Raw genomic sequence first — 25,590 nt, 5'->3', positions numbered from 1 at the left:
ATTGACCGCGGCGTCGGTGAAACGTGCAGAAGCGGGATGTTGACTTCAAAGTGCTGAGTGAAATTCTCGTAGACAACGCCGTTCGCTTCATAATTGAAGCCCCCCGCATTGTCCGGCGTGATGGCAAGCGCGCTGAATTTCAGCCCCGACGCTTCGCCGGCTGAGCGTCCTCCGACCCATCCCGCGCCGGCTTGCACGATCTCTCATTTCGGAAACCAAGTCGCCGATTGCGCGCGAACGATATATCGCGGCGCCCAACCACTCCTCCTAAGAACCGCGCGGCTTCTCGGGGTTCGTGGAGAGGCGAGCCGCGCTCTCTACCAGGAGATGATTTTCCCTCTGAAGAGACGGTCTCCCAATAGCGCGATCGCCGCGAGACTCCCGGCAATGACCAAGACATAGGCCTTATCGAAGGATCCAGACTCGTAACTGATGAAATAGGCGGAGCGCGACCACTCGACGAGATGGTAAATCGGGTTGTAATAAAGGTATTTCTGCGCCTCCTCCGGCATGGTCCATACCGGAACGTAAACGCCTGATACGAGGAAGAGCGCCATCATCAACAGCATCGCGACGACAGAGAAGAAATATCCGAAGATACCGCACATCATGACGTTGAACAGGCCGAACGCCACACCAAGGATGACTGAGGCCCCAAGAGCGCTCGCCGCCTCAAGATAATCGATCGGCGCAATGTCGATATCGAACAGATAAAGCCCGAGCAAAAATGTGGCCATCACGAATATGGCGTTCAAGGATTCCAGTAAGCACCTGGCCAGCATCAGATGGAGCGGTTGGAGAACCGGAATGCTGAGCAACTGACGATTGTCCATAAGCGCTTTCGCTGCTTCTCGACTAGGATAGATGCAGACGATGTAGGGGAGGGCGCCTGTAGTGATGAAGAGGGCCGGGCTGTCTCCGACCGGCGCGACAGCCGTCCGGACATAGTAGATGGCTGTCAAGAACGAAATATGAACGAGGGGCGTTATGAGCGTTATCAGATAACCGAAGTGGCTGCGCTGTCCATATCGGGTGCGCATGTCCTGCAATGCGACGATCCCGATCAGCCGGCAAAACGCTCGCATCTTCTCGGTGAAGGCGGGAAACGGAGCGTGGGCCAGGTCTCGCGTGGTGGAATTCATGCCATCATCCTTAGCTCGGTTCCGCTACCAGTAGAGCGCGGCGCAAAAAAGGCCTAGTGGTGGCGGCGCTGTTTTGGCGCTTGGCAAGGCGCCCGCCTCAACGCTTGTCTCTCGGCGGATTGAAATCATGCACGTTGTGGCCGTCGTTCTTTTGCTTTTCCAATTCCTCCTGCCCTCCGTCCCCCTCGCCGCGCAAGAGTCCTCCGCCAGTTTCGTCGGCTCCGCCGCCTGCGCCTCCTGCCATCAAAGCCAGCACGCCGACTGGCTACATTCGCAGCACCGGGCGGCGATGCAGGAGCCGACGGAGGCGAGCGTGCTTGGCCGGTTCGACGGCGCGACATTCAAGAAGGGCGGGACGGAGACGGTTTTCTCCCGGAAAGACGGCAGGTTTCTGATCCGCACGGAAGGCCCGGACGGGAAGCAGGGCGATTTCCCGGTCCGCTATGTCCTTGGGGTCGCGCCGCTCCAGCAATATCTGATCGAGCTGCCGGGCGGGCGTCTTCAGGCCTTCGGAATCGCCTGGGATTCGCGCCCCGTCGAGGAGGGCGGCCAGCGCTGGTTCGACCTTTACCCCGACCGCAAGCTCGCGGCGGGGGATCCCTTGCACTGGACGGGGATCGACCAGAACTGGAACTATCAATGCGCCTGGTGCCATTCCACCAATTTGCGCAAGAATTACGATCCCGCCTCGGGCGTCTTCGCGACTGCCTTCTCGGAGATCAGCGTGGGCTGCGAGGCTTGTCACGGGCCGGCGTCGAATCACCTCGCCTGGGCCGCGGGGCCGCGGTCGGCGCCCAACCGCGGCTTCGCCGTCAGCCTTGCGCGCGGCGGCGCCTGGCAGGCGGAGGGCGGCGCGACGGCGGTCCGGACAGGTCCGCCAGCGAGCGACAAGGAGGCGCTCGTCTGCGCGGGTTGCCATGCGCGCCGGCAGCAATTCTCGGATGATCCCCTCGCGGCCGCGCGCTTTTACGACGCCTTCCGACCGATGACGCTCGAAGCGGGCCTTTATCACGTCGACGGGCAGCAGCGAGACGAGGTCTATAATTTCGGCTCCTTCATGCAAAGCCGCATGCATGGGGCGGGCGTGACCTGCGCGGATTGCCATGATCCGCATTCGGGCAAATTGCGTCTCGCGGGAAACGCGGTCTGCGCCCAATGCCATTCGGCGACGGCCTTCGACGCGCCCGCGCATCATCATCACGCGTCGGGCTCCGCCGGCGCCCAATGCGTAAACTGCCACATGCCGACGACCACCTATATGGGCGTCGACGCCCGGCATGATCATTCGTTTCGCATTCCGCGTCCCGACCGCACGGCGTCCCTCGCGACGCCGAACGCTTGCAACAAGTGCCACGCCGACAAGAGCGCGGCCTGGGCGGTGGGGGCGCTCAAGTCATGGGGAGCCGGGTCGAAGCCCGGCGCGCAGAGCTTTGCGGAGGCATTCCAGCTCGCCGACGCCAATGCGCCGGGCGCGCAGGCTGCGCTGGCCCGGATCGTGGCGGATGCGGGGCAATCCGCCATTGCGCGGGCGAGCGCGTTGCAACGCCTGAGCCAGGCGCCGACGCCGGCGGCCTTGCAGGCTGCAAAAACCGCGCTTTCGGACAAGAACCCGATGGCCCGCGCGGCGGCTGTCGCCGTTTTCGCCAACGCCGACGCGGCGACGAAGCGGGAGGCGCTGGCGCCGCTCCTCTTTGACGAGACGCGGCTCGTGCGCATGGACGCCGCCCGCGCCCTCGCCGGCGACGCGGAGGCGGGCTTCTCGGATGTGGAGAGGGCGGCTTTCGAAAAGGCGCTCGCCGAATATGAGGCCGGCCAGCGCTACAACGCCGAGCGGCCGGAATCCCAAGCGAATCTCGGTGCGCTGAACCTTGCGCGGGGGACGAACGACGCCGCCCGCGCGGCCTATGAGAAGGCGCTGGCGCTCGATCCGACATTCGCGCCGGCGGCGATCTCGCTTGCGGACGTCATGCGCAGCGCCGGCGACGAAGCCGGCGCGGAGGCCGCCCTGCGCAAGTCCCTCGCCAGCAATCCCGATTCGGGCGCCCTGGCCCACGCGCTGGGCTTGAGCCTCATCCGGCAGAAGCGGCTCGGCGAGGCCATGGCGAGCCTGGAGCAGGCCGTGCGCCTGGCGCCGGACGACGCCCGTTTCGCCTATGTCTATGGCGTGGCGCTGCATGACACGGGCGCGACGCAAAAGGGGATCGAGACGCTCGTCCGCGCGCTGTCGAACCATCCCTTCGACCGCGACATTCTTGGCGCGCTCGCTTCCTATGAGGCGGAGGCCGGGGATTACGCGGCGGCGCTCCCCCATGCCGATCGCCTGGCCGAACTCGAACCCGAGGATCGTTCGATACAGAACATGGCCGCCGCCATCAGGGCGATGGCGGCGCGGGACGGTCGCTAAAATATGCACGCACAAGGTGCGGTATTTTCCCGAGGGCGGCAACGGCCGCCCGAGGCCCTGTTGCCGATCCGACACGCCAATAAAGAATATCGTGGCTGAAGGCAGAAACGGAGCCGGAAGCGACAATTCTCGTATAAGTTTAGCTGGCTCGCAGCCGAGCGCTGCGGGCGTCGTTGCTAGACGGGTTTCGATCGTGGCGAATTTCGTAAATCAATACAAAGCGCAACTCCTCGTGGTCGCGGGCCTCGCGCTCGCTTCTCCGGCTTTCGCCGCCGATCTTCCAGCCCATAAGGCGCCGCCGGCCGCGCCTCCCGCGTTCACCTGGACCGGCCTCTATGTCGGCATGAACGCCGGCTACACATTCGCGGCGAGCGACCCGATCAATCTTTCCTCCGTGAATCTCCTCGACAACACGCTGCTGAATTTCGGCTCGGCTTCGGCGCTCGGGGCCACGGGAACGGTGCGCGCGCGCCTCGACGGGTTCTTCTTCGGCGGCCAGCTCGGCTATAACTGGCAGTTCTCGGATCGTTTCATCCTCGGCGTCGAGGCCGATATCCAGGGGGCAGGCGTTCGCGGCGGCAATGGACAGTTGAGCGTCTGGCCCGCCGGGCCGGGCTTCGCCTCGACCAGCTTCAAGGCCAATCGCCAGCTCGAATATCTCGGCACCGCGCGGGCGCGCCTCGGCTATGCGGTGACGCCCACCATCATGGCCTATGTCACGGGCGGCTTCGCCTATGGCGGCACCAATATGTCGGGCGCGGTGTCTCAAGCCCTTCGCCCGTCGGCGCTGACCACCGACACGGCGAAGGGCGATCATTACGACATTCTCACGGGCTGGACGGCGGGCGCCGGCGCCGAAATGGCGCTGAGCCGCAATCTCTCCGCGAAGCTCGAATATCTCTATTATGACCTGGGAGAGCTCTGGCTTGGCAACCCGTCGCTCTCGCATCGCGACGTCCTGCTCGGCACGACGCCGCTGATAGACGCGACTTATGCGCATACGCGCTTTGCCGGCCATCTGGTGCGCGCCGGCCTGAACTATCGCTTCGACGCCTCGATCCCGGAGACCGGCGGATCGGCGGCGACGCCGCTTTTGGCCTCGCCCGGTTTCGCCTCGGTCGAGCGACCCAAATATGAAGGCTGGCGTTGGCTCGTCATGCCTTATGTCTGGGTCATCAACATGAATGGCGGCATGAAGCTGCAAAATCAGCAGCTCGCCACGGACGCCAGCTTCATCGACGCCCTGACCAGGAGCGCTTCTTTCCCGCTCGCCTTCATGGGCCGCGTCGAGACGTCGAACGGCCCGTTCTTCGCTTATGGCGATCTCGCCTGGGCGCGCATGCGCTTCGCCGGCTCCACGCTGTCGCTGCGCTCGCCCTTGGGCGATTTCGCCGTCGCCGCCACCACCAGCGGTCGCCTGCGGATGACGGTGACGGTCGGCGAAGCGGGCTTCGGCTACGAGCTTGCGCGCTTCAAGCTGATGAGCGCGCCGGCCTCCTTCACCGCCTTCGACGCCTATGCGGGCCTGCGCTACGTCAATATGGGCCTGAATCTCGACGGAAACATCAATTTCGCCGGCAACTCCGCCCTGCTCGGCATCCAGCAGATCGGGACGCGGAGCGTCGTGGGGACCGGCGCCCTTTGGTGGATCGACCCCGTCATCGGCATGCGCATGCGGCACAGCTTCGCGCCGGGCAGCCAGTTTGAGGCGCGCGCCGATATTGGCGGCTTCGGCGCCGGCAGCAAGTTCAGCTGGCAGTTCTATGGCGGCTATACATACGATTTCCAGTTCAACGGCGTGAATCTCACCGGCCTCATCGGCTATCGCGCCCTCGGCATGAATTTCTCGAAATGGGTCGACGGGCGTGAGAATGGAATCAACGCCGTGATGCATGGTCCCGTCACGGGCGTCGGCATGAAGTTCTGATCCCGAGCGGCGATGTTGCTTCGGCCTGGGGTTAACCGCTTCCGTAATCGAATCTTGGCAATAGCGAGGCTTTCTTGATGCGTTTCGCGCCCTCGGCCGCTCTGGTTTTCGCCCTCGCTTTTCCCGGCCTCGCGATCGGCGCCGAGAAGGCCGACGTCATCTATTATGGCGGGCCAATCGTCACGATGGACGACAGGCGGCCCACCGCGGAGGCGGTCGCCGTCAAGGGAACGAAAATTCTCGCCCTCGGCGCCGCGGACGACGTTTTGCGCGCGCATAGAGGCAAGCGCACCCAGCTCAACGATCTCGCCGGCCATACGATGATCCCCGGCCTCGTCGACGCGCATGGCCATGTATTCGGCGTCGGCTTGCAGTCCATCTCCGCCAATCTTCTCCCGCAGCCCGACGGACCGGTCAATTCCATCGCCGACCTGCAAAAGACGATGCGCGAGTTCATCGCGACGTCGCCTGTCGTGAAGAGCTATGGCCTCGTGATCGGCTTCGATTATGACGACGCCTCGCTCGCGGAGCATCGCCATCCGACGCGGGACGATCTCGACGCGATTTCGACCGAGCTTCCGATCATCGTGATCCATCAGTCCGGCCATCTCGGCGCCGTCAACAGCAAGGCGCTCGCCCTTGCCGGCGTCACCGCCGAGACCAAGGACCCGCAGGGCGGGATCATCCGCCGCCGTCCCGGAAGCGAAGAGCCGAACGGCGTTATGGAGGAGAACGCCCATTTCATGGCGCTGATGAAGCTCCTGCCGAAACTCGGGCCGGAGCAGGTCGCCGCGCTCGTCGGCGCGGGGGCGCAGACTTATGCGCGCTACGGCTACACCACGGCGCAGGAGGGGGCGGCGCTCGCGGGTTGGGCGCATGCGCTCGAAAATCCCGAGAACCGCAAGAACCTGAAGATCGACGTGGTGTTCTACCCGACGCTCGCCATGCTCGGCGACGATCCGATCATGTCGAGTCCGCTCGTCTCCAGAAAATATGACAAGCACGTCCGCATCGGCGGCGTGAAGGTCGTGCTCGACGGTTCGCCGCAGGGGCGGACCGCCTGGCTCACCAAGCCCTTCTACAAGGCGCCGGACGGACAGCAGCAGGGCTATGCCGGCTATGGCGCGCTGACGGACGATCAGCTCAAGGCCCTCGTCACCAAGGCCTACAAGAACAAGTGGCAGCTCCTCGCCCATTCCAACGGCGACGCCGCCTCGGACCAATTGCTTCGCACGGTCGCAGCCGTCTCCAGGGAGATGCCGGGCAAGGATCGCCGCACCGTGCTCATTCACGGCCAGGTGCTGCGCGAGGATCAGGTCGATCAGATCAAGTCGCTCGATATCTTCCCGTCCCTCTTCCCCATGCACACTTTTTACTGGGGCGACTGGCATCGCGACGTGACGCTCGGACCGGAGCGCGCGCAGAACATTTCGCCCACCGGCTGGTTCCTGAAGCGCGGCATGGTCTTCTCCTCGCATCACGACGCGCCGGTCACCTTCCCCAATTCCATGCGTGTCCTCTCCGCGACCGTGAACCGCACCACGCGCACGGGCGCCGTGCTCGGCCCGCAGCATCGCGTCGAGCCGCTCGTCGCGCTCAAGGCCATGACGATCTGGCCCGCCTTTCAGCATTTCGAGGAGAAGACGAAGGGCTCGATCGCGCCGGGCAAGCTCGCAGACCTCGTCATCCTCTCCGACAATCCGCTGACCGTCCCGCGCGACAAGATCGTGGACATATCGGTGCTGGAGACGATCAAGGAGGGACAGAGCGTCTTCAAGCTGGACGTCAGGAAGGCGGGGCTTGAAATCGATTGCGGCGCTTCCCCGACCTGCGCGCGACACTTCGTCGCTTTCCGCGCCGCGATCCTCACGCAGAAAGCCAATTCGCCGCTGGTCGAGCTCTTCGGCCCGCCGCCGCATTTCCATCCGAATTAAGAGGGCCAATATCGCCGGTCTTTTGGCAAGGAATTTACTTGCCGTCAAAGCTAAGAGCAGCTGCTGGCGCCCTTTCCGCGCCTATTGCAACTTTGCGTTGGCATTCGCGCAGAGCCGCTGGTAGGTTTTCGCTGCAATGCACAGTCATCACTTTTGATTTTGAGGAGGATGCGGAATGTCCAGTTTATCCTCGGACGACATCATTCGAGCGAGAGCGGCGGAGGCCGCGCCCCTGCATGAAAAATGGGGATGGATGGTCGCCTTCGGCGCCTTTCTCGCCCTCGCCGGATTTATCGCGCTCGGCAGCGTCGTCTCCGCGACGGTCCTGACCGTCGTCTTCGTCGGCGCCGCGATGATCGTGAGCGGCATCGTCGAGATCGCTTATTCCTTCGCCGTGAAGTCCTGGAAGAAATTCTTTCTCTGGGATCTCATCGGCCTGCTCTACATCATCGGCGGCGCGGCGACGGTCGCCAATCCGCTGCTGGCGGCCAGCTTCCTGACGCTTCTGCTCGGCGCCGGACTCGTCGCTTCCGGCCTCGTGCGCACCTTTCTCGCCTTTCAGCTTCCCAAGCACGCGCCATGGGGCTTCGTCGCATTCTCCGGAGTCGTCACCTTGCTGCTCGGCGGCGTGATTCTCACGAAGTGGCCCTATTCGAGCCTCTGGGTCCTCGGCACATTTCTCGGGGTCGACCTGATCTTCGCCGGGGCGAGCTGGATGGGATACGGCCTTTCTCTCAAACGCGTTGCGGGCGAGGGCGAAGCGGCCGCCCTCATTGGACAGGAAACAAGGAGCGTTTCGATGCAGGATGGATATGGCAAGGGTTTTGGGCGCAAGCTTTTTGCGGAGTTTCTCGGCACCTTCTGGCTGGTGTTTGGCGGCGTCGGCAGCGCGCTGATCTCGGCCGGCTTTCCGCAGCTTGGCATCGGCTTCACCGGCGTCGCGCTCGCCTTCGGCCTCACCGTGGTGACGGGCGCCTATGCTTTTGGTCCCATCTCCGGCGGACATTTCAACCCGGCGGTGTCGCTCGGCCTCGCGACGGCCGGGCGCTTCTCGTGGAGAGAGCTCGGGCCCTATTGGGTGGCGCAATTGATCGGGGCGACCGTCGCCGCCTTCGTGCTGTTGAAGATCTGCCAGGGCAATATTGATTTCTCGCTCGCCAACGGCTTCGCCGCCAACGGCTACGAGGATCACTCGCCCAACGGCTATACTTGGCAGTCCGGCTTTCTCGCCGAGACCGTGCTGACGGCTTTCTTCCTTCTCGTCATTCTTGGCGTGACCGAGGGCCGCGCGCCGGTCGGCTTCGCGCCGCTCGCCATCGGCCTCGCTCTGACGCTGATCCATCTCGTCGACATTCCGATCACCAACGCTTCGGTGAACCCGGCGCGCTCGACGAGCCAGGCGGTCTTCGTCGGCGGCTGGGCGCTGGAGCAGTTGTGGCTATTCTGGGTCGCGCCGCTGCTCGGCGGCCTCATCGGCGGTCTGATCCACCGCTTCGCGCTCGCCGACGACGTGTAAGCGCAAAGCTTGTTGTGACGAACGGGCCCCGCCGCTAGGCTGGGCCCGTTTTTCTTTGGAGACTGCCTATGCGCGCTTTCCTCGCCGCCGTTTTTCTTCTCGCCGCGCTTTGCGCGACGCCGTCGTTCGCCGCGCCGTCGCTCACGGGGCGATATCGCATCGTCTCCGTCGCTGGGGCCGAAGGTTTGGATGTGGCGCGCACCCAAGCTGAGTTCGCCGCGAATGGCCGCTTCGCGTCGACGATCGGCTGCAATCGCATCGCGGGGATGCCGACGCTCTCGGGATCGGAACTGACCTTCGGCCCGATGATGGCGACGCGCATGGCCTGTCCGCCGCCGCTCGATCAGGTCGAGCGCGCCTATATGGAGGCGCTGAAGAACGTGCGTAGCTACACGCTCTCCGGCAAGACTCTGGTCTTCACCGGCGAAGGCGGTGAGGCGCTCGTCACGCTGGAGCGCGCGAAATAGCGGCTATTCCTTCCCATTTGCTGCGAGGCGGCTCTCCGCGAGGCGGGCCGCTTCGGCGCCCGACAGCATCGCGCCGTTGAAGCCGTGCTCGCCGCCAAAGGCCGAGGCGAGATAGAGCCCGCCGATCGGCGTCGCCGGCGTGCGCGGGAAGCCCATAAGAATGGGCATGTCCGGCGGCAGCGGCGCGAAGCCGTAGACCGCGCCTTCCGGCGTGTTGAGATAGCTCGACATGGAGAAGGCGTTGAGCAGCATGCGCGACGTCACGAGGCTGGAGAAACCGGGATATTCCTTCTCCAGCCGCTCCTGAATCGCGTCGAGCCAGGCCTCGCGACGCGCGACCGCGTCTTCCTTGGAGACGCCCTTCCAATTGTCGAGCCGGTCGAGGCCGAGCACGCTCAACAGGATCGGCGGCTCGTCCCACAGGCCGGAATCCACCGCGGTGAAATTCGAGATGGCGTGGAGCGGCAATTCGCCCTTCGGCATGTCCGCCATCGCCGTCGCCCCGTCGCCATATTGGTCGAAGCGGCCCATGGAGGAGGGCAGGGTGATCGACAGGAAGTCGTTCACACCGACCGTCGAGGGCTTCGCCTTCAATCCGAAATTTGCGGAGAAGAGAGACGTCGAGAGCGGGCGGCCGCCAAAAGCCTCGTCCATCTTCGCGCGCGCCCGCGCGTCCATCATTGCGCCCGCCACCGAAGGCGCGCAATTCGCCATCACGACGCGCGCTTCGATGCGCTCCTCATTGTCGCTCGTGCGGCGCGCGACATGGCGAATGGCCACGGCGTTGCCGTCGGCGTCCGTCTCGATCTGCGTGACGAGGCGCCCCATGCGCACGGCGCCGCCCGCCCTAGTGATGCATTTGGCGAGCTTGAGGCTCAATTGCCGCGAGCCGCCCTTGATGTAAGCGCCGCCCGAGGCGATGTAGCCGCCCTGCGCGATGGCGTAGAAAATCCACCAGAGCTTGCGCGGATCGTCGCCGTAATAAGCGAGATTGGCGCCCAGCGCGCATTTCAGCGCCTCGGCTCCCGCGAAGTCGCGCGTGAAGATGTCGTCGAGCGACTTCATCCAGCCGTCGGCGGCGGGTTGCGCTTCCCAAAGGCCGCGCGTGAATTTGGCGAGCGAGCCTTCCTCGCGCGCCTGCTTCATCGTCCACATGGCGTCGTGGATTTGCTCGACTTCGCCAAGGAAGCTCTTGATCGCCGCGCTCTTGTCCGGAAAGCGCGAGGCCAGGGCGTCATGCGCGGCCTCGAAACCCACGGGCAGCGCGAAGGGCTCGCCAATGGGGCCGCCTTTCACCGTATAGAGCGGGCCGGTCGGCTGCCATTCGATCTCGTCGAGAATGCCGAGCTGACTCAAAATATGATGCTTCACGTCGCGCGGATTGCGCGCGTCGGAGGTCTGATGGAGCGAGGCTTCGACCCAGAGCTCGCCAACCTTGTAGACCGAGGCGGCGCCGCCAATGCTGAAATTGCGTTCGAGGAGGCAGACGCTGTAGCCGGCGTTGGCGAGCAGGGCGCCGGCGGTGAGGCCGCCCAGTCCGGAGCCGATCACCACGGCGTCGTATTTCTTGTCGCTCATCGGGGAATCGCCGCCTCTTTCTTGCAAATGCCCGGTCAATGGGGCCCCGTCTGGCCAAAGTCTGAATCGGCCCCAACATAACATGGCGCGGCGGGGGAGCGCCGTCCCGTTTCGAGGAAGCCTCAATGACAGATGAAACTTACCCGGTCACGCGCACGGACGAGGAATGGCGCGCCCGGCTGACCCGCGAACAATATGACGTGATGCGCGGGCACGGCACCGAGCGCCCGGGAAGCTGCGCGCTCAATCACGAGAAACGGCGCGGCGTCTTCCAATGCGCCGGCTGCGACCAGCCGCTCTTCCGCTCGGGCGAGAAGTTCGAGAGCGGCACCGGCTGGCCGAGCTTCTTCGATCCGCTGCCGGGCGCGCTCGGCTCGACCGTCGACCGCAGCTACGGCATGGTGCGCACGGAGGTGCATTGCAGCCGATGCGGTTCGCATCTCGGCCATGTCTTTCCCGACGGCCCCCCGCCCACCGGGCTGCGCTACTGCATCAACGGCGTCGCGCTCAATTTCGCGCCCGAAACCGCGCCCGTTCGATAAGCGCTCGCAATCGCCCGATAGGCGCAGCGCTGCGACAGGCAGGTGCGACAAAAATTTTTTTGACCTGCCTGTTTCCTGCGCAATCGGTTTCGCGCATACCCCCATCCAGGATGGGTTCGGGCGGGGCTCCCCTGTCCGAAAATGTTTGAGGTTGTCGTTTTTCAGCCCGCCGTGTCGGTCTGAGCGATTTTCCGATACATAAATGATTGATTGCTGGAATGTGGATTTTCGCAGGCGGTTGCTCACCTGCCCGTTCAGATAGGCTAGGGCTAGCCGGATAGCCTCGCTTGAAGAATATGCGGCGCCCGATGGGCGCATCTTCGCGCGAGCGGGAGAATCACTTTTGTTGCAATGCAGCGTCGCGCCTTCTCGCGCGCGAGGCTCCTTGACGGGCAATTTTTATTGCCGTCATACGGAGCGGCACAATCACGACGTTCGATGGGCTCATTGCGCCCGAGGGCGGGTCCGGGCTCGAGCCGGGCCTCGATGGGCGGGGCGAACTTGCTACGGTCGTTGAAAATGGCGAGGGCGTCGGGTCCTTCGCCCGGCCGCAAACACGCGACGGACGCGCGTCTGCCGCGGTCCTGCCGCGCCAGCGGCCGATAATATTGCCAGGGTCCGCGAAAACGGGCTCGAGAGGGAGTGGAGCTATATGTCGTCAACTACGTCAGCCGCCGCGCCGGGCGCGAGCGGGAAAGACAACCAGCACCTTTCGCCCAAGTCGGACATCGAGATTTCCCAGGCCGCCAAGATGCGGCCGATCGTCGATGTGGCGCGCGACAAGCTCGGGATCCCGGCGGAGCACGTGCAGCCCTACGGCCACTACAAGGGCAAGATTTCCCTCGACTACATCTCGTCGCTGGAAGGCAAGCCGAACGGCAAGCTGATCCTCGTCACGGCGATCACGCCCACCCCGGCGGGCGAAGGCAAGACGACGACGACGGTCGGCCTCACAGACGGCCTCAACTACATCGGCAAGAAGGCGCTCTGCTGCCTGCGCGAGCCGTCGCTCGGCCCTGCTTTGGCGTGAAGGGCGGCGCGGCCGGCGGCGGCTACGCCCAGGTCGTGCCGATGGAGGACATCAACCTCCACTTCACCGGCGACTTCCACGCGATCGGCGCGGCGAACAACCTGCTCGCGGCGCTGATCGACAACCACATCTATTGGGGCAACCAGCCGGCGATCGACTCGCGCCGCGTCTCCTGGCGGCGCGTCGTCGATATGAACGACCGCGCGTTGCGCTCGATCGTCGTCGCTCGGCGGCGTGTCGAACGGCTTCGCGCGAAGACGGCTTCGACATCACGGTCGCGTCCGAGGTCATGGCGATCTTCTGCCTCGCCTCGAACTTCGCCGATCTGCAGAAGCGCCTCGGCAACATCATCGTCGGCCAGACGCGCGACAAGAAGAGCGTGCGCGCCTCCGAGGTGAAGGCCGCCGGCTCCATGGCCGCGCTGCTGAAGGACGCATCGCGCCGAACCTCGTGCAGACGCTCGAGAACAATCCGGCCATCATCCATGGCGGCCCCTTCGCCAACATCGCCGCATGGCTGCAACTCGGTCATCGCCACCAAGGCCGGCCTCAAGCTCGCCGATTATGTCGTGACGGAAGCCGGCTTCGGCGCGGATCTCGGCGCGGAGAAATTCTTCGACATCAAGTGCCGCAAGGCGGGCCTCAAGCCCGACATCACCGTCATCGTCGCGACGATCCGCGCGCTGAAGATGCATGGCGGCGTCGCCAAGGACGATCTGAAGGCAGAGAACGTCGCGGCTGTCGAGAAGGGCTTCGAGAACCTCAAGCGCCATATCGGCAATGTCCGCAAGTTCGGCGTGCCGGTGCTCGTCACCGTCAACAAGTTCTCGTCCGACACCCCGGCCGAGATGGAGGCGCTGAACCGCCTCTGCAAGGCGGAAGGCGCCGATTGCGTCGTCGCCGACAACTGGGGTTCCGGCGGCGCCGGCGCGGCGGATCTCGCCCGCGCGGTCGTGCAGACGATCGAGACGCAGCCCTCGAACTTCAAGCCGCTCTATCCCGACGACATGCCGCTGCCGGAGAAGGTGCGCACGATCGCGAACGAGCTCTACGGCGCCGCCGACATCTCCTACGATTCGAGCATCAAGGCGCGCTTCGCGGAGCTCGAGAAGGAAGGCTTCGGCCACTTCCCGGTCTGCATCGCGAAAACGCAATACAGCTTCTCGACGGATCCGAACGCGAAGGGCGCGCCCTCGGGCCACGTCATCCCGATCCGCGAGCTGCGTCTCTCGGCGGGCGCCGAGTTCGTCGTCGTGGTCTGCGGCGACATCATGACCATGCCGGGCCTGCCGAAGGTTCCGGCGGCGAACAACATCGCCGTCGACGCCAACGGCCGCATCGCGGGCCTGTTCTAAACGCCAACGCGCCGGGGTCTCCCGGCGCGCCCAAACGCCAGCCGGCGCGCCGGCGAAATCGGTTAAACCCAGAAAAGCTCGAAGGGAGCACCTAATGTCGAATTCCAGAATTCCGGGCCGCAATTTCCTGTTCGTCCCGGGCCCGACCAACCTGCCCGACCGCGTCGTGCGCGCGATGATGGTTCCCTCGGAAGACCATCGCTCGCCCATCTTCCCGGATCTGGTGAAGCCGCTCTTCCCGCAGCTCAAGAAGGTCTTCGAGACCGACAAGGGCCACGCCTTCATCTTCCCTGCGTCGGGCACCGGCGGCTGGGAAGCGGCGATCACCAACACGCTGTCGCCCGGCGACAAGGTTCTCGCCCAGCGCTTCGGCCAGTTCTCGCATCTGTGGATCGACCTCGCCCAGCGCCTCGGCCTCGAGGTCATCAAGCAGGAGCGTCCGTGGGGCACGGGCAACGATCCGGAGCTGATCGAAGAGACGCTGAAGGCCGACAAGAACCACGAGATCAAGGCCGTTTTCGCGACCCATAACGAGACCGCCACGGGCGTCACCTCGGACATCGGCGCGGTCCGCAAGGCGATGGACAACGCCAAGCATCCGGCGCTGCTCTTCGTCGACGGCGTGTCCTCGGTCGCTTCGCTGCGCTTCGAGATGGACAAGTGGGGTGTCGACGTCATCGTGTCGGGCTCGCAGAAGGGCTTCATGCTCCCGGCCGGCCTGCTGCTGATGGCTGCCTCGCCGAAGGCGATCGAAGCCGGCAAGACGAACAAGCATCGTCGCGCCTACTTCGAGTTCCAGGACATGATCAAGAACAACGAAGCCGGCTTCTTCCCCTACACGCCGTCGATCCCGCTGCTGCACGGCCTGAAGGAAGCGCTCGCGATCCTGTTCGAAGAAGGCCTCGATCAGGTCTATGCGCGCCATCATCACCTCGCGGAAGGCGTTCGCGCCGCCGTTTCGGCCTGGGGCCTCAAGACCTGCGCCCAGGATCCGAAGTGGAATTCCGACACCGTCACCGCCATTCTGGTTCCGGAAGGCTATGACGCGGCCAAGGTCATCTCGACCGCCTACAAGCGCTACAACCTCGCGCTCGGCGCCGGCCTGTCGGAAGTCGCCGGCAAGGTGTTCCGCATCGGCCATCTCGGCGACCTCAACGAGCTGATGCTGCTCGGCGCCATCGCCGGCGCGGAAATGGCCATGCTCGACAACGGCATCAAGGTTCAGCCGGGCTCGGGCGTCGCGGCGGCTCAGGCGGTCTATCGCGCCAACCCGCTCCTCAAGATGTAATTCGACAATCCCTCTCCCCGCATGCGGGGAGAGGGTCTCTCCCGAGGGGAGAGCGCCGTCACGCAAGAATAACGAACACGGGGGAAATTCATGTCGCACAAAATCGTCTTTCTCGATCGCGAAACGCTCGACGCCAATGTGCGCAAACCGAACTTCCCGCATGAATATGTCGAGTTCGCCCAGACCTCGCCCGACCAGATCGTCGAGCGCGCGGCCGACGCGGACATCATCATCACCAACAAGGTGCCGCTGCGCGAGGATGTGCTGAAGCAGCTTCCGAAGCTGAAGCTGATCGCCGTCGCCGCCACCGGCACGGACGTGATCGACAAGGCCTACACCACGGCCAACGGGATCACGGTCTCGAACATCCGCAACTACGCCTACAACACGCTGCCCGAGCACGTGTTCGCGCTGCTCTTCGCACTGCGCCGCAACCTCGTGAATTATGTCGACAGCGTGCGCCACGGCCGCTGGGGCTATTCGAACCAGTTCTGCTATTTCGACTATCCGATCTATGACATCGCCGGCTCGACGCTCGGCATCATCGGCTATGGCGCGCTCGGCAAGCAGGTTCAGACCCGCGCCGAGGCGCTGGGCATGAAGGTGCTCGTCAACGACGTCATGGACATTCCGGGCAAGGTCGACGTCGCCACCATCCTGCGCGAGTCGGACGTCATCACGCTGAACATCCCGCTGACGCCCGCGACCAAGGGCATGATCGGCGCGAAGGAGCTCGCGTCGATGAAGAAGACCGCCAGCATCATCAACACGGCGCGCGGCGGCATCATCGATGAGGAAGCGCTCGCCGACGCGCTGCGCAAGGGCGTGATCGCCGGCGCCGCGCTCGACGTGCTCACCGTCGAGCCGCCGAAGAACGGCAACATCCTGCTCGATCCGACGATACCGAACCTGATCATCACGCCCCACGTCGCCTGGGCCTCGAAGGAGGCGATGCAGGTTTTGTCGGATCAGCTGATCGACAATATCGACGCCTTCGTCGCGGGCGATCCCCGCAATGTGGTGACAGCGTAAGATAGGGGCCGCTCTTCGCCCTCGCCGTCACGCCCGCGCGCGTCGCGGGCGTCCACGCGGCGTCGGCGTGGGGCCGCAGGAAGTATTTCGCAACGTTCCGGCGTGGATCGCCGGGACAAGCCCGGCCATGGCAAGGCCTGAGGAAAGCTAATGACCAAGAAGCTTCTTTTCCTTTTCGACACCGATCCCGTCCCGAGCGTTTTCGACACGGTCGTCGGCTATGACGGCGGCGCCGACCACATCATCGGCTATGGCGGCGTCGACACGAAGAATGTCGGCGCGCTCGTCGACGGCTGCATTTATACGCGCGGCCCGAAGGAGAAGCAGTTTACGGCGATCTTCGTCGGCGGCGGTTCCATGGTCGCGGGCGAAGCCGTGTTCAAAGCGGTCAAGAAGCGTTTCTTCTCGAATTTCCGCGTCTCGGTGATGCTCGACTCGAACGGCTCCAACACGACGGCCGCCGCGGGCGTCGCGCTGCTCGCCAAGGCTGGCGATCTGAAGGGCAAGAAGGCCGTCGTTCTCGCCGGCACGGGCCCGGTCGGCATGCGCGCCGCGGCCATGCTGAACATCGAAGGCGCCGACGTCACCATTACGTCGCGCGACCTCGCCCGCGCCGAGGCGTCGGCGAAGGCCATTCAGGAGCGCTTCGGCTTTACGCCGAAGGCTGTCGAAGCCAAGGATAACGCCGCCCGCGCCGAGGCGTGCAAGGGCGCGCAGGTCATCTTCGGCGCCGGCGCCATCGGCGTCGAGCTGCTCGCCGAAGCCGACTGGAAGGACAATCCGACGGTCGAGCTCATCGCCGACTGCAACGCGCAGCCCCCGCTCGGCATCGCCGGCGTCGAGGCGACCGACAAGGCCAAGGAGCGTCACGGCAAGATCGTGATCGGCGCGCTGGGCCTTGGCGGCCTCAAGCTGAAGCTGCATCGCGAATGCGTCGGCAAGCTCTTCGAGAGCGCCGACAAGGTATTCGACTGCGAAAACATTTACGCCCTTGCGAAAGAGCTGGCCTGATATGAGCGCGAAGACTGAAACAATCGGCAAATTTCTCGACGAGCTCGCGAGCAGCGCGCCGACCCCAGGCGGCGGCGGCGCGGCCGCGCTGTCGGGCGCCATGGGCGCCGCGCTCGTGTCGATGGTCTGCAATCTGACGATCGGCAAGAAGAACTACGAGGGCGTCTCCGAGGATCTCAAGAAGACCCTCGCCCGCGCCGAAGCGCTGCGCGAGGAGCTGACCAGGGGCATCGACGAGGACGTCGTCGCCTTCAACACGCTGATGGGCGCCTATGGCCTGCCCAAGGCGACCGATGAAGAGAAGGCCGCGCGCACCGCCGCCATTCAGGAAGCGCTGAGGGCCGCGACTCTGGCCCCGCTCGCGACCTGCAAGGTCTGCTACGAAGTGATCGCGCTGTCGAAGGAAGCCGCCGACAAGGGGAATCTCGGCGTGATCAGCGACGCGGGCGTCGCCGTGCTCGCCGCCAACGCCGGCCTGCGCTCCTGCGCGCTCAACGTCTTCATCAACGCCAAGTCGATCAAGGATCGCGACTTCGCCGAGAAGCAGCTCGCCGAAGTCAACGCGCTGCTCGCCAAGGCGGCCGCCGAGACGGAAGCCGTCTACGAAGTGGTGCGCGGAAAGATCGGCTAGCGCGCTTTCCGCTCGCATGGAACCATGCGAGCGATAAGAATTCGCGCAGAAGTTCGCCGACAATGGCGGCTGACGCGTCTCGCGCCGGCCGCCCAATAAACGCGAAGAACCGCGAGGGAGAAACCGATGGACGTCCACGAGTACCAAGCCAAGGAAATTCTGGCGGCTCACGGCGTAGCGATCCCGCCCGGCGCCGTGGCTTTCAGCCCGGACCAGGCCGTTTACGCCGCGACGGAACTCGGCGGCTCCCATTGGGTCGTCAAGGCGCAGATCCACGCGGGCGCCCGCGGCAAGGCCGGCGGCGTCAAGCTCTGCCGCACCTATCACGAAGTGCAGCAGGCGGCGCGCGACCTTCTCGGCAAGCGTCTCGTGACGACGCAGACTGGGCCCGAAGGCAAGCCGGTCCAGCGCGTCTATATCGAAGTCGCGGACCCCTTCGAGCGCGAGATCTATCTCGGCTTCGTCCTGGATCGTAAGCTCGAGCGCGTGCGCGTCATCGCCTCCAAGCATGGCGGCATGGACATCGAGGAGATCGCCAAGAACACGCCGGACGAACTGCTTCAGGTCATCGTCGAGCCGGCGGTCGGCCTGCAGCAGTTCCAGGCGCGCGAGCTCGCTTTCCAGCTCGGCCTCAATCTCAAGCAGGTCTCGCGCGCGGTGCAGACGATCATGGGCGCCTATCGCGCCTTCCGCGACAACGACGCGACGATGCTCGAGATCAATCCGCTCGTCATCACCAAGGACGACAAGGTCTGGCGCTCGACGCGAAGATGTCCTTCGACGACAACGCGCTGTTCCGCCGCCGCAACATCGTCGACATGCACGATCCCTCGCAGAGCGATCCGCGCGAGGCGCAGGCGCATGAGCACAGTCTGAACTACATCGGCCTCGACGGCGAGATCGGCTGCATCGTCAACGGTGCCGGCCTCGCCATGGCGACGATGGACATGATCAAGCACGCCGGGGGCAATCCGGCGAACTTCCTCGACGTCGGCGGCGGCGCCTCGCCGGAGCGCGTGGCCAACGCCTTCCGTCTCGTGCTCTCCGACCGGCGCGTGAAGGCCGTGCTCGTCAACATCTTCGCGGGCATCAATCGCTGCGACTGGGTGGCGCAGGGCGTCGTCGACGCGGTGCGCGCCGAGCGCATCGAGGGCGTGCCGCTCGTCGTGCGACTCGCCGGCACCAATGTCGAAGCCGGCAAGAAGATCATCGCCGAAAGCGGCGTTCCGATCATCCAGGCCGATACGCTGGCCGAAGCCGCGCAGAAGGCCGTCGCCGCCTGGCAGAGCGTGAAGTAAGGGTCGGGGAAAGACATCATGAGCATTCTCATCGACGAAAAGACGCCGATCCTGATCCAGGGCATCACCGGCGACAAGGGCAGCTTCCACGCCAAGGAAATGATCGACTACGGCAGCAACGTCGTCGGCGGCGTGACGCCCGGCAAGGGCGGCACGCATCATCTCGGTGCCGGTGTTCAACACCGTCAAGGGCGCCGTGAAGGCGACGGGCGCGCAGGCCTCGATCACCTTCGTCGCGCCGCCCTTCGCGGCGGACGCCATCATGGAGGCGGCCGACGCGGCATCAACTCATCTGCTCCATCACCGACGGCATTCCGGCGCAGGACATGATGCAGGTGAAGCGCTATTTCCATGCGCTACAAGGACCGCCGACCCATGATGGTCGGTCCGAACTGCGCCGGCATCATCTCGCCCGGCAAGGCGATGCTCGGCATCATGCCCGGCCATATCTACAGCCGGGCCGCGTCGGCATCTCGCGCTCGGGCACGCTTGGCTATGAGGCCGCGTCGCAGCTCAAGGCGCTCGGCTCGGCATTTCGACGTCGGTCGGCATCGGCGGCGATCCGATCAACGGCTCGTCCTTCCTCGATCATCTCGTCCTTTTCGACAAGGATCCGGAGACCGATGCCGTGCTGATCATCGGCGAGATCGGCGGTCCGCAGGAAGCGGAGGCGGCCGCCTGGATCAAGGAGAACTTCTCAAAGCCGGTGATCGGCTTCGTCGCCGGCCTGACGGCTCCGAAGGGCCGCCGCATGGGCCACGCCGGCGCGATCATCTCCGCGACCGGCGACAGCGCCGCCGAGAAGACGGAGATCATGAAATCCTTCGGTCTGACCGTTGCGCCCAATCCGGCGGAGTTCGGAACGACCGTCGCGAAAGTGCTCAAGCGCGCCTGACGCCGCCGGCGCGCCTGCGAAAAGGCGCGCGGCTTTTGCAGCAAGGCTCGCGCCGTGATTGCTCGTCAATGAGCAAACCCGGCGCGTGTTTCTCAAACCGCCGGCAAGGCGATGTCGCACCCGCAGGGAGTCCTCATGACCGAGACCCAGAACAATCGAGCCGCGATCAGCCTTCCTTCGGCTTTCGCGACGCGTTCTGTGACGGAGGCCTCCGCCTTCCTGCGCGAACAGCTGCTCGCCGTCATCCGCCGCCATATGCCCGAGATCGAAGCCGTGGTGCGCGACAACAAGGCCGGCGCCGGCCTCGCCCCGCGTCAGATGGCGCGCGCTCTGCAGGCGCAGGGCATTCTCTTCCAGCTCGTCTCCATCGCCGAGCAGGCCTACGCCATGCGCCGCCGCCGCCGGATCGAGCGCGAGAAGGGCCACGACAAGCTGCTCGGCACCTTCGACTATGTGCTGTCGAGCGCCGCGAACGCAGGCGTGGCGGCCTCGGAAGTCCATGCGCAATTGCAGACGCTGCGCATTCGCCCCGTCATCACGGCGCATCCGACCGAAGCCAAGCGCGTCTCGATCCTCGAGAAGTATCGCCGCATCTATCTTCTGATGCGCGAACTCGAATCCACGCGCTGGACCGACCGCGAGCGCGAGGCGCTGGTGAAGTCCGTCTACGACCAGGTCGAGCTCCTGTGGCTTACCGGCGAACTGCATCTCGAAAAGCCGACGGTCGAGCACGAAGTCGCCTGGGGCCAGCACTTCTTCCAGGAGAGCATTTTCGACCTCGCCCCGGAGATGCTGTCCTCCTTCGAGCGCGCGCTGAAGCGCCATTATCCGCAGGAGAAGTTCGAGGTCACGCCCTTCTTCCAGTTCGGTTCCTGGATCGGCGGCGACCGCGACGGCAATCCCTTCGTCACCAATGACGTGACGCGCCGCACGATGAAGCAGAACGCGACGGCGAGCCTCAATTACTATCGCAACCGCGTCGTCGATCTCGTTCGCGCTCTCTCGATCAGCGAGCGCGCCGCCGTCGTGCCGCCGGCCTTCAAGGAAGAGCTGAACCGCCGCCTCTCCGAACTGCATGACGGCGCGGCCATCGCGCAGCGCAATTTCAACGAGCCCTATCGCCAGTTCGTCACGACGATCCTGCGCAAGATCGACAACACGCTCGCGGCGACCAATGACGAGCCGACCTCCGGTCCGCGCTACACGAGCGCCGACAAGCTCATCGGCGATCTGCTGCTGCTCGAATCCGTGCTGACCGAAGCCAAGAGCGAGGCGCTCGCGACCGACCTCGTCCGCCCGCTTCGCCGCGCCGTGGAAATCTTCCGTTTCAGCACGGTGCGCCTCGACATCCGCCAGAACACGACCCGCACCACCTCGGCCCTGCACGAAATGTGGCGGCTCAAGACGGGCGGCGAGACGCCGCCGGAGGTGACGTCCGAGGCCTGGCGCGCGTGGCTCCTTTCGGAACTGGAGACGCCGCGCGGCGCGCCGATCCCGCGCGATACGCTCACCGCCGACACGCGCGACGTCATCGAGATGTTCGAAGTCGTCGCCGACATGCGCGCGCGTCTCGACCGCGAGGCCTTTGGCAGCTTCATCCTGTCGATGACGTCGTCGGCCAATGACGTTCTCGGCGTCTATCTCCTTGCGAAGGAGGCGGGCCTCTTCGCCGACGCCGCCGGCGTCGATCACGTGACGTTGCCGATCGTTCCGCTCTTCGAGACGATCGGCGATCTCCAGGACGCGCCGGAGATCATGCGCGACCTGCTCGCCATCCCGCTCATCCGCCGCAGCAACCATGCGCAGGGCGACCTGCAGGAAGTGATGATCGGCTATTCCGACTCCAACAAGGATGGCGGCTTCCTGTCGTCCAACTGGGAGCTGTTCAAGGCGCAGGCGCGCCTCACGGAAGTCGGGCGGGAGATGGACATCGCCATCGCCTTCTTCCATGGCCGCGGCGGCTCGGTCTCGCGCGGCGGCGCGCCGACGGGCCACGCCATCGCGGCGCAGCCGGCGGGCTCCATCCGCGGCCGCTTCCGCGTCACGGAGCAGGGCGAAGTCGTCTCCTTTAAATACGCCAATCGCGGCACGGCCGCCTATCAGATGGAGCTGCTTGCCTCCTCCGTCTTCGCCCATGCGCTGAAGTCGGAGCGCGAGGACGCGCTGGTGCCGCGCAAGGATTTCGACGAGGCGCTCGAAGAAATCTCCTTCGCCTCCTTCGCGGTTTATGAGCGGCTCGTCAGCGACCCCGATCTCGTGACCTATTTCCAGGCCGCGAGCCCGCTCGAAGAGATCTCGCTGCTCAATATCGGTTCGCGCCCGGCGCGCCGCTTCGGCGCCAAGAGCCTCGCCGATCTGCGCGCGATCCCGTGGGTCTTCGCCTGGGCGCAGAACCGCCACTCCATCACGGGCTGGTATGGCGTGGGCTCTGGCCTCAAGGCTTTCCTCGACGCGCGCGGCGATCGCGGGCTCGAATTGCTGCGCTGGATGTTCGAGGATTCCCGCCTCTTCCGCCTCATCATGGACGAGGTCGAGAAGACGCTGGCGCTCGTCGATCTCTCCATCGCCAAACAATATGCGAGCCTCGTCGCCGACGAAGCCGTGCGCGAGAAGATCTACAAGCTAATCGAAGACGAGTGGCATCTGACGCGCGACATGGTGCTGCGCGTGACGGGCGACCACACGCTGACCGAGCGCTTCAAGGAATATGAGGCGCGCCTCACCCATCGCCTGCCGGTGATCAACGAGGTCAATCGCGAGCAGGTCGAATTGCTGCGCCGGTTCCGTTCGGCGCAGGACGAACAGGAGAAGGAGGACGTGAAGGTGCCTCTGCTCATCTCCATCAGTTGCATCGCCGCGGGCCTCGGGGCCACCGGCTAAGTGCATCCTGGCGCGCTTCCGGGTTCCGTTCGTTTCGGCGGGGAGCGCATTCATACCTGAGAAGAAGGAAGGGGAATTGTTATGAGCTTTACCTTGATCGAGCAGGCCACGCCGCGCCTGCACCGCTCCGAGCTGGCCGTGCCGGGCTCCGCGCCGGGCATGTTCGAGAAGGCCGCCCAGTCGAAGGCCGACCAGATCTTCCTCGACCTCGAAGACGCCGTCGCTCCGGACGACAAGGAGCAGGCGCGCAAGAACATCATCCAGGGCCTCAACGACATCGATTGGGGCAAGAAGGTGATGACGCTGCGCATCAACGGCCTCGACACGCAGTATTGCTACCGCGACGTCGTCGACGTTCTCGAGAACTGCCCGCGTCTCGACGTGGTGCTGATCCCGAAGGTCGGCGTGCCGGCCGACGTCTACGCGATCGACATGATGATCACGCAGATCGAGCAGTATAAGAAGCGCACCAAGCGCATCGGCATCGAAATCCTGATCGAGACCGCGCTCGGCATGGCGAATGTCGAAGCCATCGCGCAGTCGTCGAAGCGCCTTGAGGCCATGTCGTTCGGCGTCGCCGACTACGCCGCCTCGACCCGCGCGCGCACGACCGTCATCGGCGGCGTGAACCCGGATTACGGCGTGCTCTCCGACAAGGACAAGGACGGCAACCGCGAATATTTCTGGATGGATCAGTGGCACGCCGCCCAGACCCGCATGATGGTCGCCTGCCGCGCCTACGGCCTGCGCCCGATCGACGGTCCGTTCGGCGACTTCAACGATCCCGATGGTTACATCGCCGCCGCCAAGCGCGCCGCCGTGCTCGGCTATGAAGGCAAGTGGGCGATCCATCCGTCGCAGATCGAGCTGGCCAATCAGGTCTTCACGCCCTCCGAGGCGGAAGTCACCAAGGCCCGTCGCATTCTCGACGCGATGGCGCAGGCCGCGAAGGAAGGCAAGGGCGCCGTGTCGCTCGACGGCCGCCTCATCGACATCGCTTCGATCCGTATGGCCGAAGCGCTGATCGAGAAGGCCAACGCGATGGCCGAAGCGTAAGGAACTTCCCCCTCTCCCCGCTTGCGGGGAGAGGTCTGGGGCAATTGGCGGAGCGTCGATCACGACGGTCGGCGGGAGACGCGGCGATTGCCGCGTTTTCCATTCCGGTCTAAACCCCAAGCCCACGACTTGGCCTTTTCCCGCATAGCCTGTCGAAAGACGGACGCCTGACCACGCCCTATGCGGGGAGAGGCGTCTTGGCGCCTCTTTTTCCCGAGTACGGAATCCTCCATGTCCGCCGATCACCGCCAGCTTCTCCGCGCCATGTTCGACGCCGCCGTGGGCGCCGCGCATCCCTCCGTCTGCCTGCCGCAGCATCTCGAGAAGATCGCGCCGCCCAAGGGCCGCACGATCGTCATCGGCGCCGGCAAGGCGGCCGCCTCCATGGCCGCGGCGGTCGAGGCGAACTGGAAGGGCGGGCCGCTCGATGGCCTGGTCGTCACCCGTTACGATCATGGCGCGAAGACCAGCCAGATCGAGGTGATCGAAGCCTCGCACCCGGTGCCGGACGCCGCCGGCCGCGAAGCGGCGAAGCGCATTCTCGAAAAGGTGCAGGGCCTGACGGAGGACGATCTCGTTCTCGCGCTCATTTCCGGCGGCGGCTCGGCGCTGATGGCGCTCCCCGCCGAAGGCGTGACGCTCGAAGAAAAGCAGGCGGTCAACAAGGCGCTGCTCAAGAGCGGCGCGAATATTTCCGAGATGAATTGCGTCCGCAAGCATCTCTCCGCCATCAAGGGCGGCAAGCTCGCTGCGGCGGCCGCGCCGGCGCGCGTCGTCGCGCTGATGATTTCGGACGTGCCGAATGACGACCTTTCCGTCATCGCCTCCGGCCCGACCGTTCCCGATCCGACGACGCGCCACGACGCGCTCGCGGTCATCGCCAAATACGGCATCAACGCCCCTGAGGCGGTGATCCGCCACCTTTCCAGCGACGCCTGCGAGACGCCGAAGCCCGGCGACAGGATTTTCCAGCGCGTCGAAAACACCCTCATCGCGACGCCGCAGGGCTCGCTCGACGCCGCCGCCAAGGTCGCGCGCGAAGCCGGCTACACGCCCTGCATCCTCGGCGATCTCGAAGGCGAGTCGCGCGACGTGGCGCTCGTTCACGCGGGCGTCGCCAAGCAGATCGCCCTTCACGGCCAGCCCTTCGAACCGCCGGTCGCCCTCATCTCCGGCGGCGAGACGACGGTCACCGTGCGCGGCAACGGCAAAGGCGGCCGCGACGCGGAGTTCCTGCTGGGCCTGACGCTGGCGCTCGAAGGCTTCGGCGACATCTCTGCCATCGCCTGCGATACGGACGGCATCGACGGCGTGGAGACCAACGCCGGCGCGATCATGACCGCCGACAGCTTCGCCCGCGCGCAGGCCAAGGGCGTGAACCTCAAGGCGCTCTTCGCCAATAACGACGCCTTCTCGGCCTTCGAGGCGCTGGGCGATCTCGTCGTCACCGGCCCGACCCGCACCAACGTCAACGACTTCCGCGCCATCCTCATCCCGCGCCGCGCCAGGGCCGACGAGCCGCGTCCGACCGTCGCGGCCGAGAAGAATGACGGGCTTGGCGGCCAGGTGTTGCGCTGGCTCGGCCTGGGGAAGTAACGCCTCGCG

The 25,590-nt window shown here is 65.0% G+C and carries 15 protein-coding genes and 4 pseudogenes; 17 read left to right on the top strand and 2 right to left on the bottom strand.

Going from position 1 to position 25,590, the window contains the following annotated elements:
• Positions 1-317: 317 nt before the first annotated feature.
• The gene (locus ACPFMJ_RS11180) at positions 318-1,142 is read right to left on the bottom strand and encodes an ABC transporter permease (RefSeq protein ID WP_424360117.1); all 825 of its coding nucleotides are present in this window, start codon (positions 1,140-1,142) and stop codon (positions 318-320) included.
• 127 nt (positions 1,143-1,269) lie between these two features.
• Here ACPFMJ_RS11180 and ACPFMJ_RS11175 point away from each other — a divergent pair, with 127 nt between their 5' ends.
• From ACPFMJ_RS11175 to ACPFMJ_RS11150, 6 genes and pseudogenes are all read left to right on the top strand, one after another.
• Positions 1,270-3,546 carry a tetratricopeptide repeat protein gene (locus tag ACPFMJ_RS11175; RefSeq protein ID WP_424360116.1) on the top strand — a complete coding sequence of 759 codons (2,277 nt, stop codon included), beginning with the start codon at positions 1,270-1,272 and terminating at the stop codon, positions 3,544-3,546.
• A 193-nt stretch (positions 3,547-3,739) separates the two neighbouring features.
• Complete coding sequence (locus tag ACPFMJ_RS11170) at positions 3,740-5,473, top strand: outer membrane protein (protein ID WP_424360115.1); 1,734 nt, start codon at positions 3,740-3,742, stop codon at positions 5,471-5,473.
• A 77-nt stretch (positions 5,474-5,550) separates the two neighbouring features.
• Entirely contained in the window at positions 5,551-7,407 is a 1,857-nt protein-coding gene (locus tag ACPFMJ_RS11165; protein WP_424360114.1) for an amidohydrolase, read from the top strand.
• Positions 7,408-7,582: 175 nt separating this feature from the next.
• A pseudogene (locus ACPFMJ_RS11160) lies at positions 7,583-7,984 on the top strand (HdeD family acid-resistance protein); the annotation flags it as partial.
• 222 nt (positions 7,985-8,206) lie between these two features.
• Positions 8,207-8,923 (top strand): aquaporin Z, encoded by a 717-nt coding sequence (gene aqpZ / locus ACPFMJ_RS11155; RefSeq protein ID WP_424363847.1) that lies wholly within the window; start codon positions 8,207-8,209, stop codon positions 8,921-8,923.
• Between the two features lie 68 nt (positions 8,924-8,991).
• Positions 8,992-9,390, top strand: a complete 399-nt coding sequence (locus tag ACPFMJ_RS11150; protein WP_424360113.1) for an META domain-containing protein — start codon at positions 8,992-8,994, stop codon at positions 9,388-9,390.
• 3 nt (positions 9,391-9,393) lie between these two features.
• Here ACPFMJ_RS11150 and ACPFMJ_RS11145 read toward each other — a convergent pair whose 3' ends face one another.
• Entirely contained in the window at positions 9,394-10,968 is a 1,575-nt protein-coding gene (locus tag ACPFMJ_RS11145) for a phytoene desaturase family protein (RefSeq protein WP_424360112.1), read from the bottom strand.
• Between the two features lie 125 nt (positions 10,969-11,093).
• Between ACPFMJ_RS11145 and msrB the strand changes: the two genes are divergently transcribed.
• The 11 genes and pseudogenes from msrB (at position 11,094) to ACPFMJ_RS11090 (ending at position 25,581) form a co-directional block, all read left to right on the top strand.
• The gene (gene msrB / locus ACPFMJ_RS11140; RefSeq protein WP_424360111.1) at positions 11,094-11,510 is read left to right on the top strand and encodes a peptide-methionine (R)-S-oxide reductase MsrB; all 417 of its coding nucleotides are present in this window, start codon (positions 11,094-11,096) and stop codon (positions 11,508-11,510) included.
• A gap of 751 nt (positions 11,511-12,261) precedes the next feature.
• Positions 12,262-13,894: pseudogene (locus ACPFMJ_RS11135) on the top strand (formate--tetrahydrofolate ligase).
• 94 nt (positions 13,895-13,988) lie between these two features.
• Positions 13,989-15,182 (top strand): aminotransferase class V-fold PLP-dependent enzyme, encoded by a 1,194-nt coding sequence (locus ACPFMJ_RS11130; RefSeq protein ID WP_424360110.1) that lies wholly within the window; start codon positions 13,989-13,991, stop codon positions 15,180-15,182.
• Positions 15,183-15,272: 90 nt separating this feature from the next.
• Positions 15,273-16,214, top strand: coding sequence for a D-2-hydroxyacid dehydrogenase (locus tag ACPFMJ_RS11125; RefSeq protein WP_424360109.1), 942 nt, complete (start codon positions 15,273-15,275; stop codon positions 16,212-16,214).
• A gap of 150 nt (positions 16,215-16,364) precedes the next feature.
• Complete coding sequence (locus tag ACPFMJ_RS11120) at positions 16,365-17,225, top strand: NADP-dependent methylenetetrahydromethanopterin/methylenetetrahydrofolate dehydrogenase (RefSeq protein ID WP_424360108.1); 861 nt, start codon at positions 16,365-16,367, stop codon at positions 17,223-17,225.
• A gap of 1 nt (position 17,226) precedes the next feature.
• Complete coding sequence (fchA, locus tag ACPFMJ_RS11115) at positions 17,227-17,856, top strand: methenyltetrahydrofolate cyclohydrolase (RefSeq protein ID WP_424360107.1); 630 nt, start codon at positions 17,227-17,229, stop codon at positions 17,854-17,856.
• A 126-nt stretch (positions 17,857-17,982) separates the two neighbouring features.
• Positions 17,983-19,154, top strand: a pseudogene (locus tag ACPFMJ_RS11110) (malate--CoA ligase subunit beta).
• A gap of 18 nt (positions 19,155-19,172) precedes the next feature.
• Positions 19,173-20,049 (top strand): annotated as a pseudogene (gene sucD / locus ACPFMJ_RS11105) (succinate--CoA ligase subunit alpha).
• A gap of 135 nt (positions 20,050-20,184) precedes the next feature.
• Complete coding sequence (locus ACPFMJ_RS11100) at positions 20,185-22,929, top strand: phosphoenolpyruvate carboxylase (protein WP_424360106.1); 2,745 nt, start codon at positions 20,185-20,187, stop codon at positions 22,927-22,929.
• Between the two features lie 81 nt (positions 22,930-23,010).
• Positions 23,011-23,985 (top strand): HpcH/HpaI aldolase/citrate lyase family protein, encoded by a 975-nt coding sequence (locus ACPFMJ_RS11095; RefSeq protein ID WP_424360105.1) that lies wholly within the window; start codon positions 23,011-23,013, stop codon positions 23,983-23,985.
• Between the two features lie 231 nt (positions 23,986-24,216).
• Positions 24,217-25,581, top strand: a complete 1,365-nt coding sequence (locus tag ACPFMJ_RS11090; RefSeq protein ID WP_424360104.1) for a glycerate kinase type-2 family protein — start codon at positions 24,217-24,219, stop codon at positions 25,579-25,581.
• Positions 25,582-25,590: the final 9 nt, after the last annotated feature.

Origin of the sequence: Methylocystis parvus (assembly GCF_049675845.1) — a bacterium.
Classification (GTDB): domain Bacteria; phylum Pseudomonadota; class Alphaproteobacteria; order Rhizobiales; family Beijerinckiaceae; genus Methylocystis; species Methylocystis parvus_A.
The sequence above is the reverse complement of the archived record's forward strand: the minus strand, read 5'-3'. Positions and strand labels throughout refer to the sequence as shown.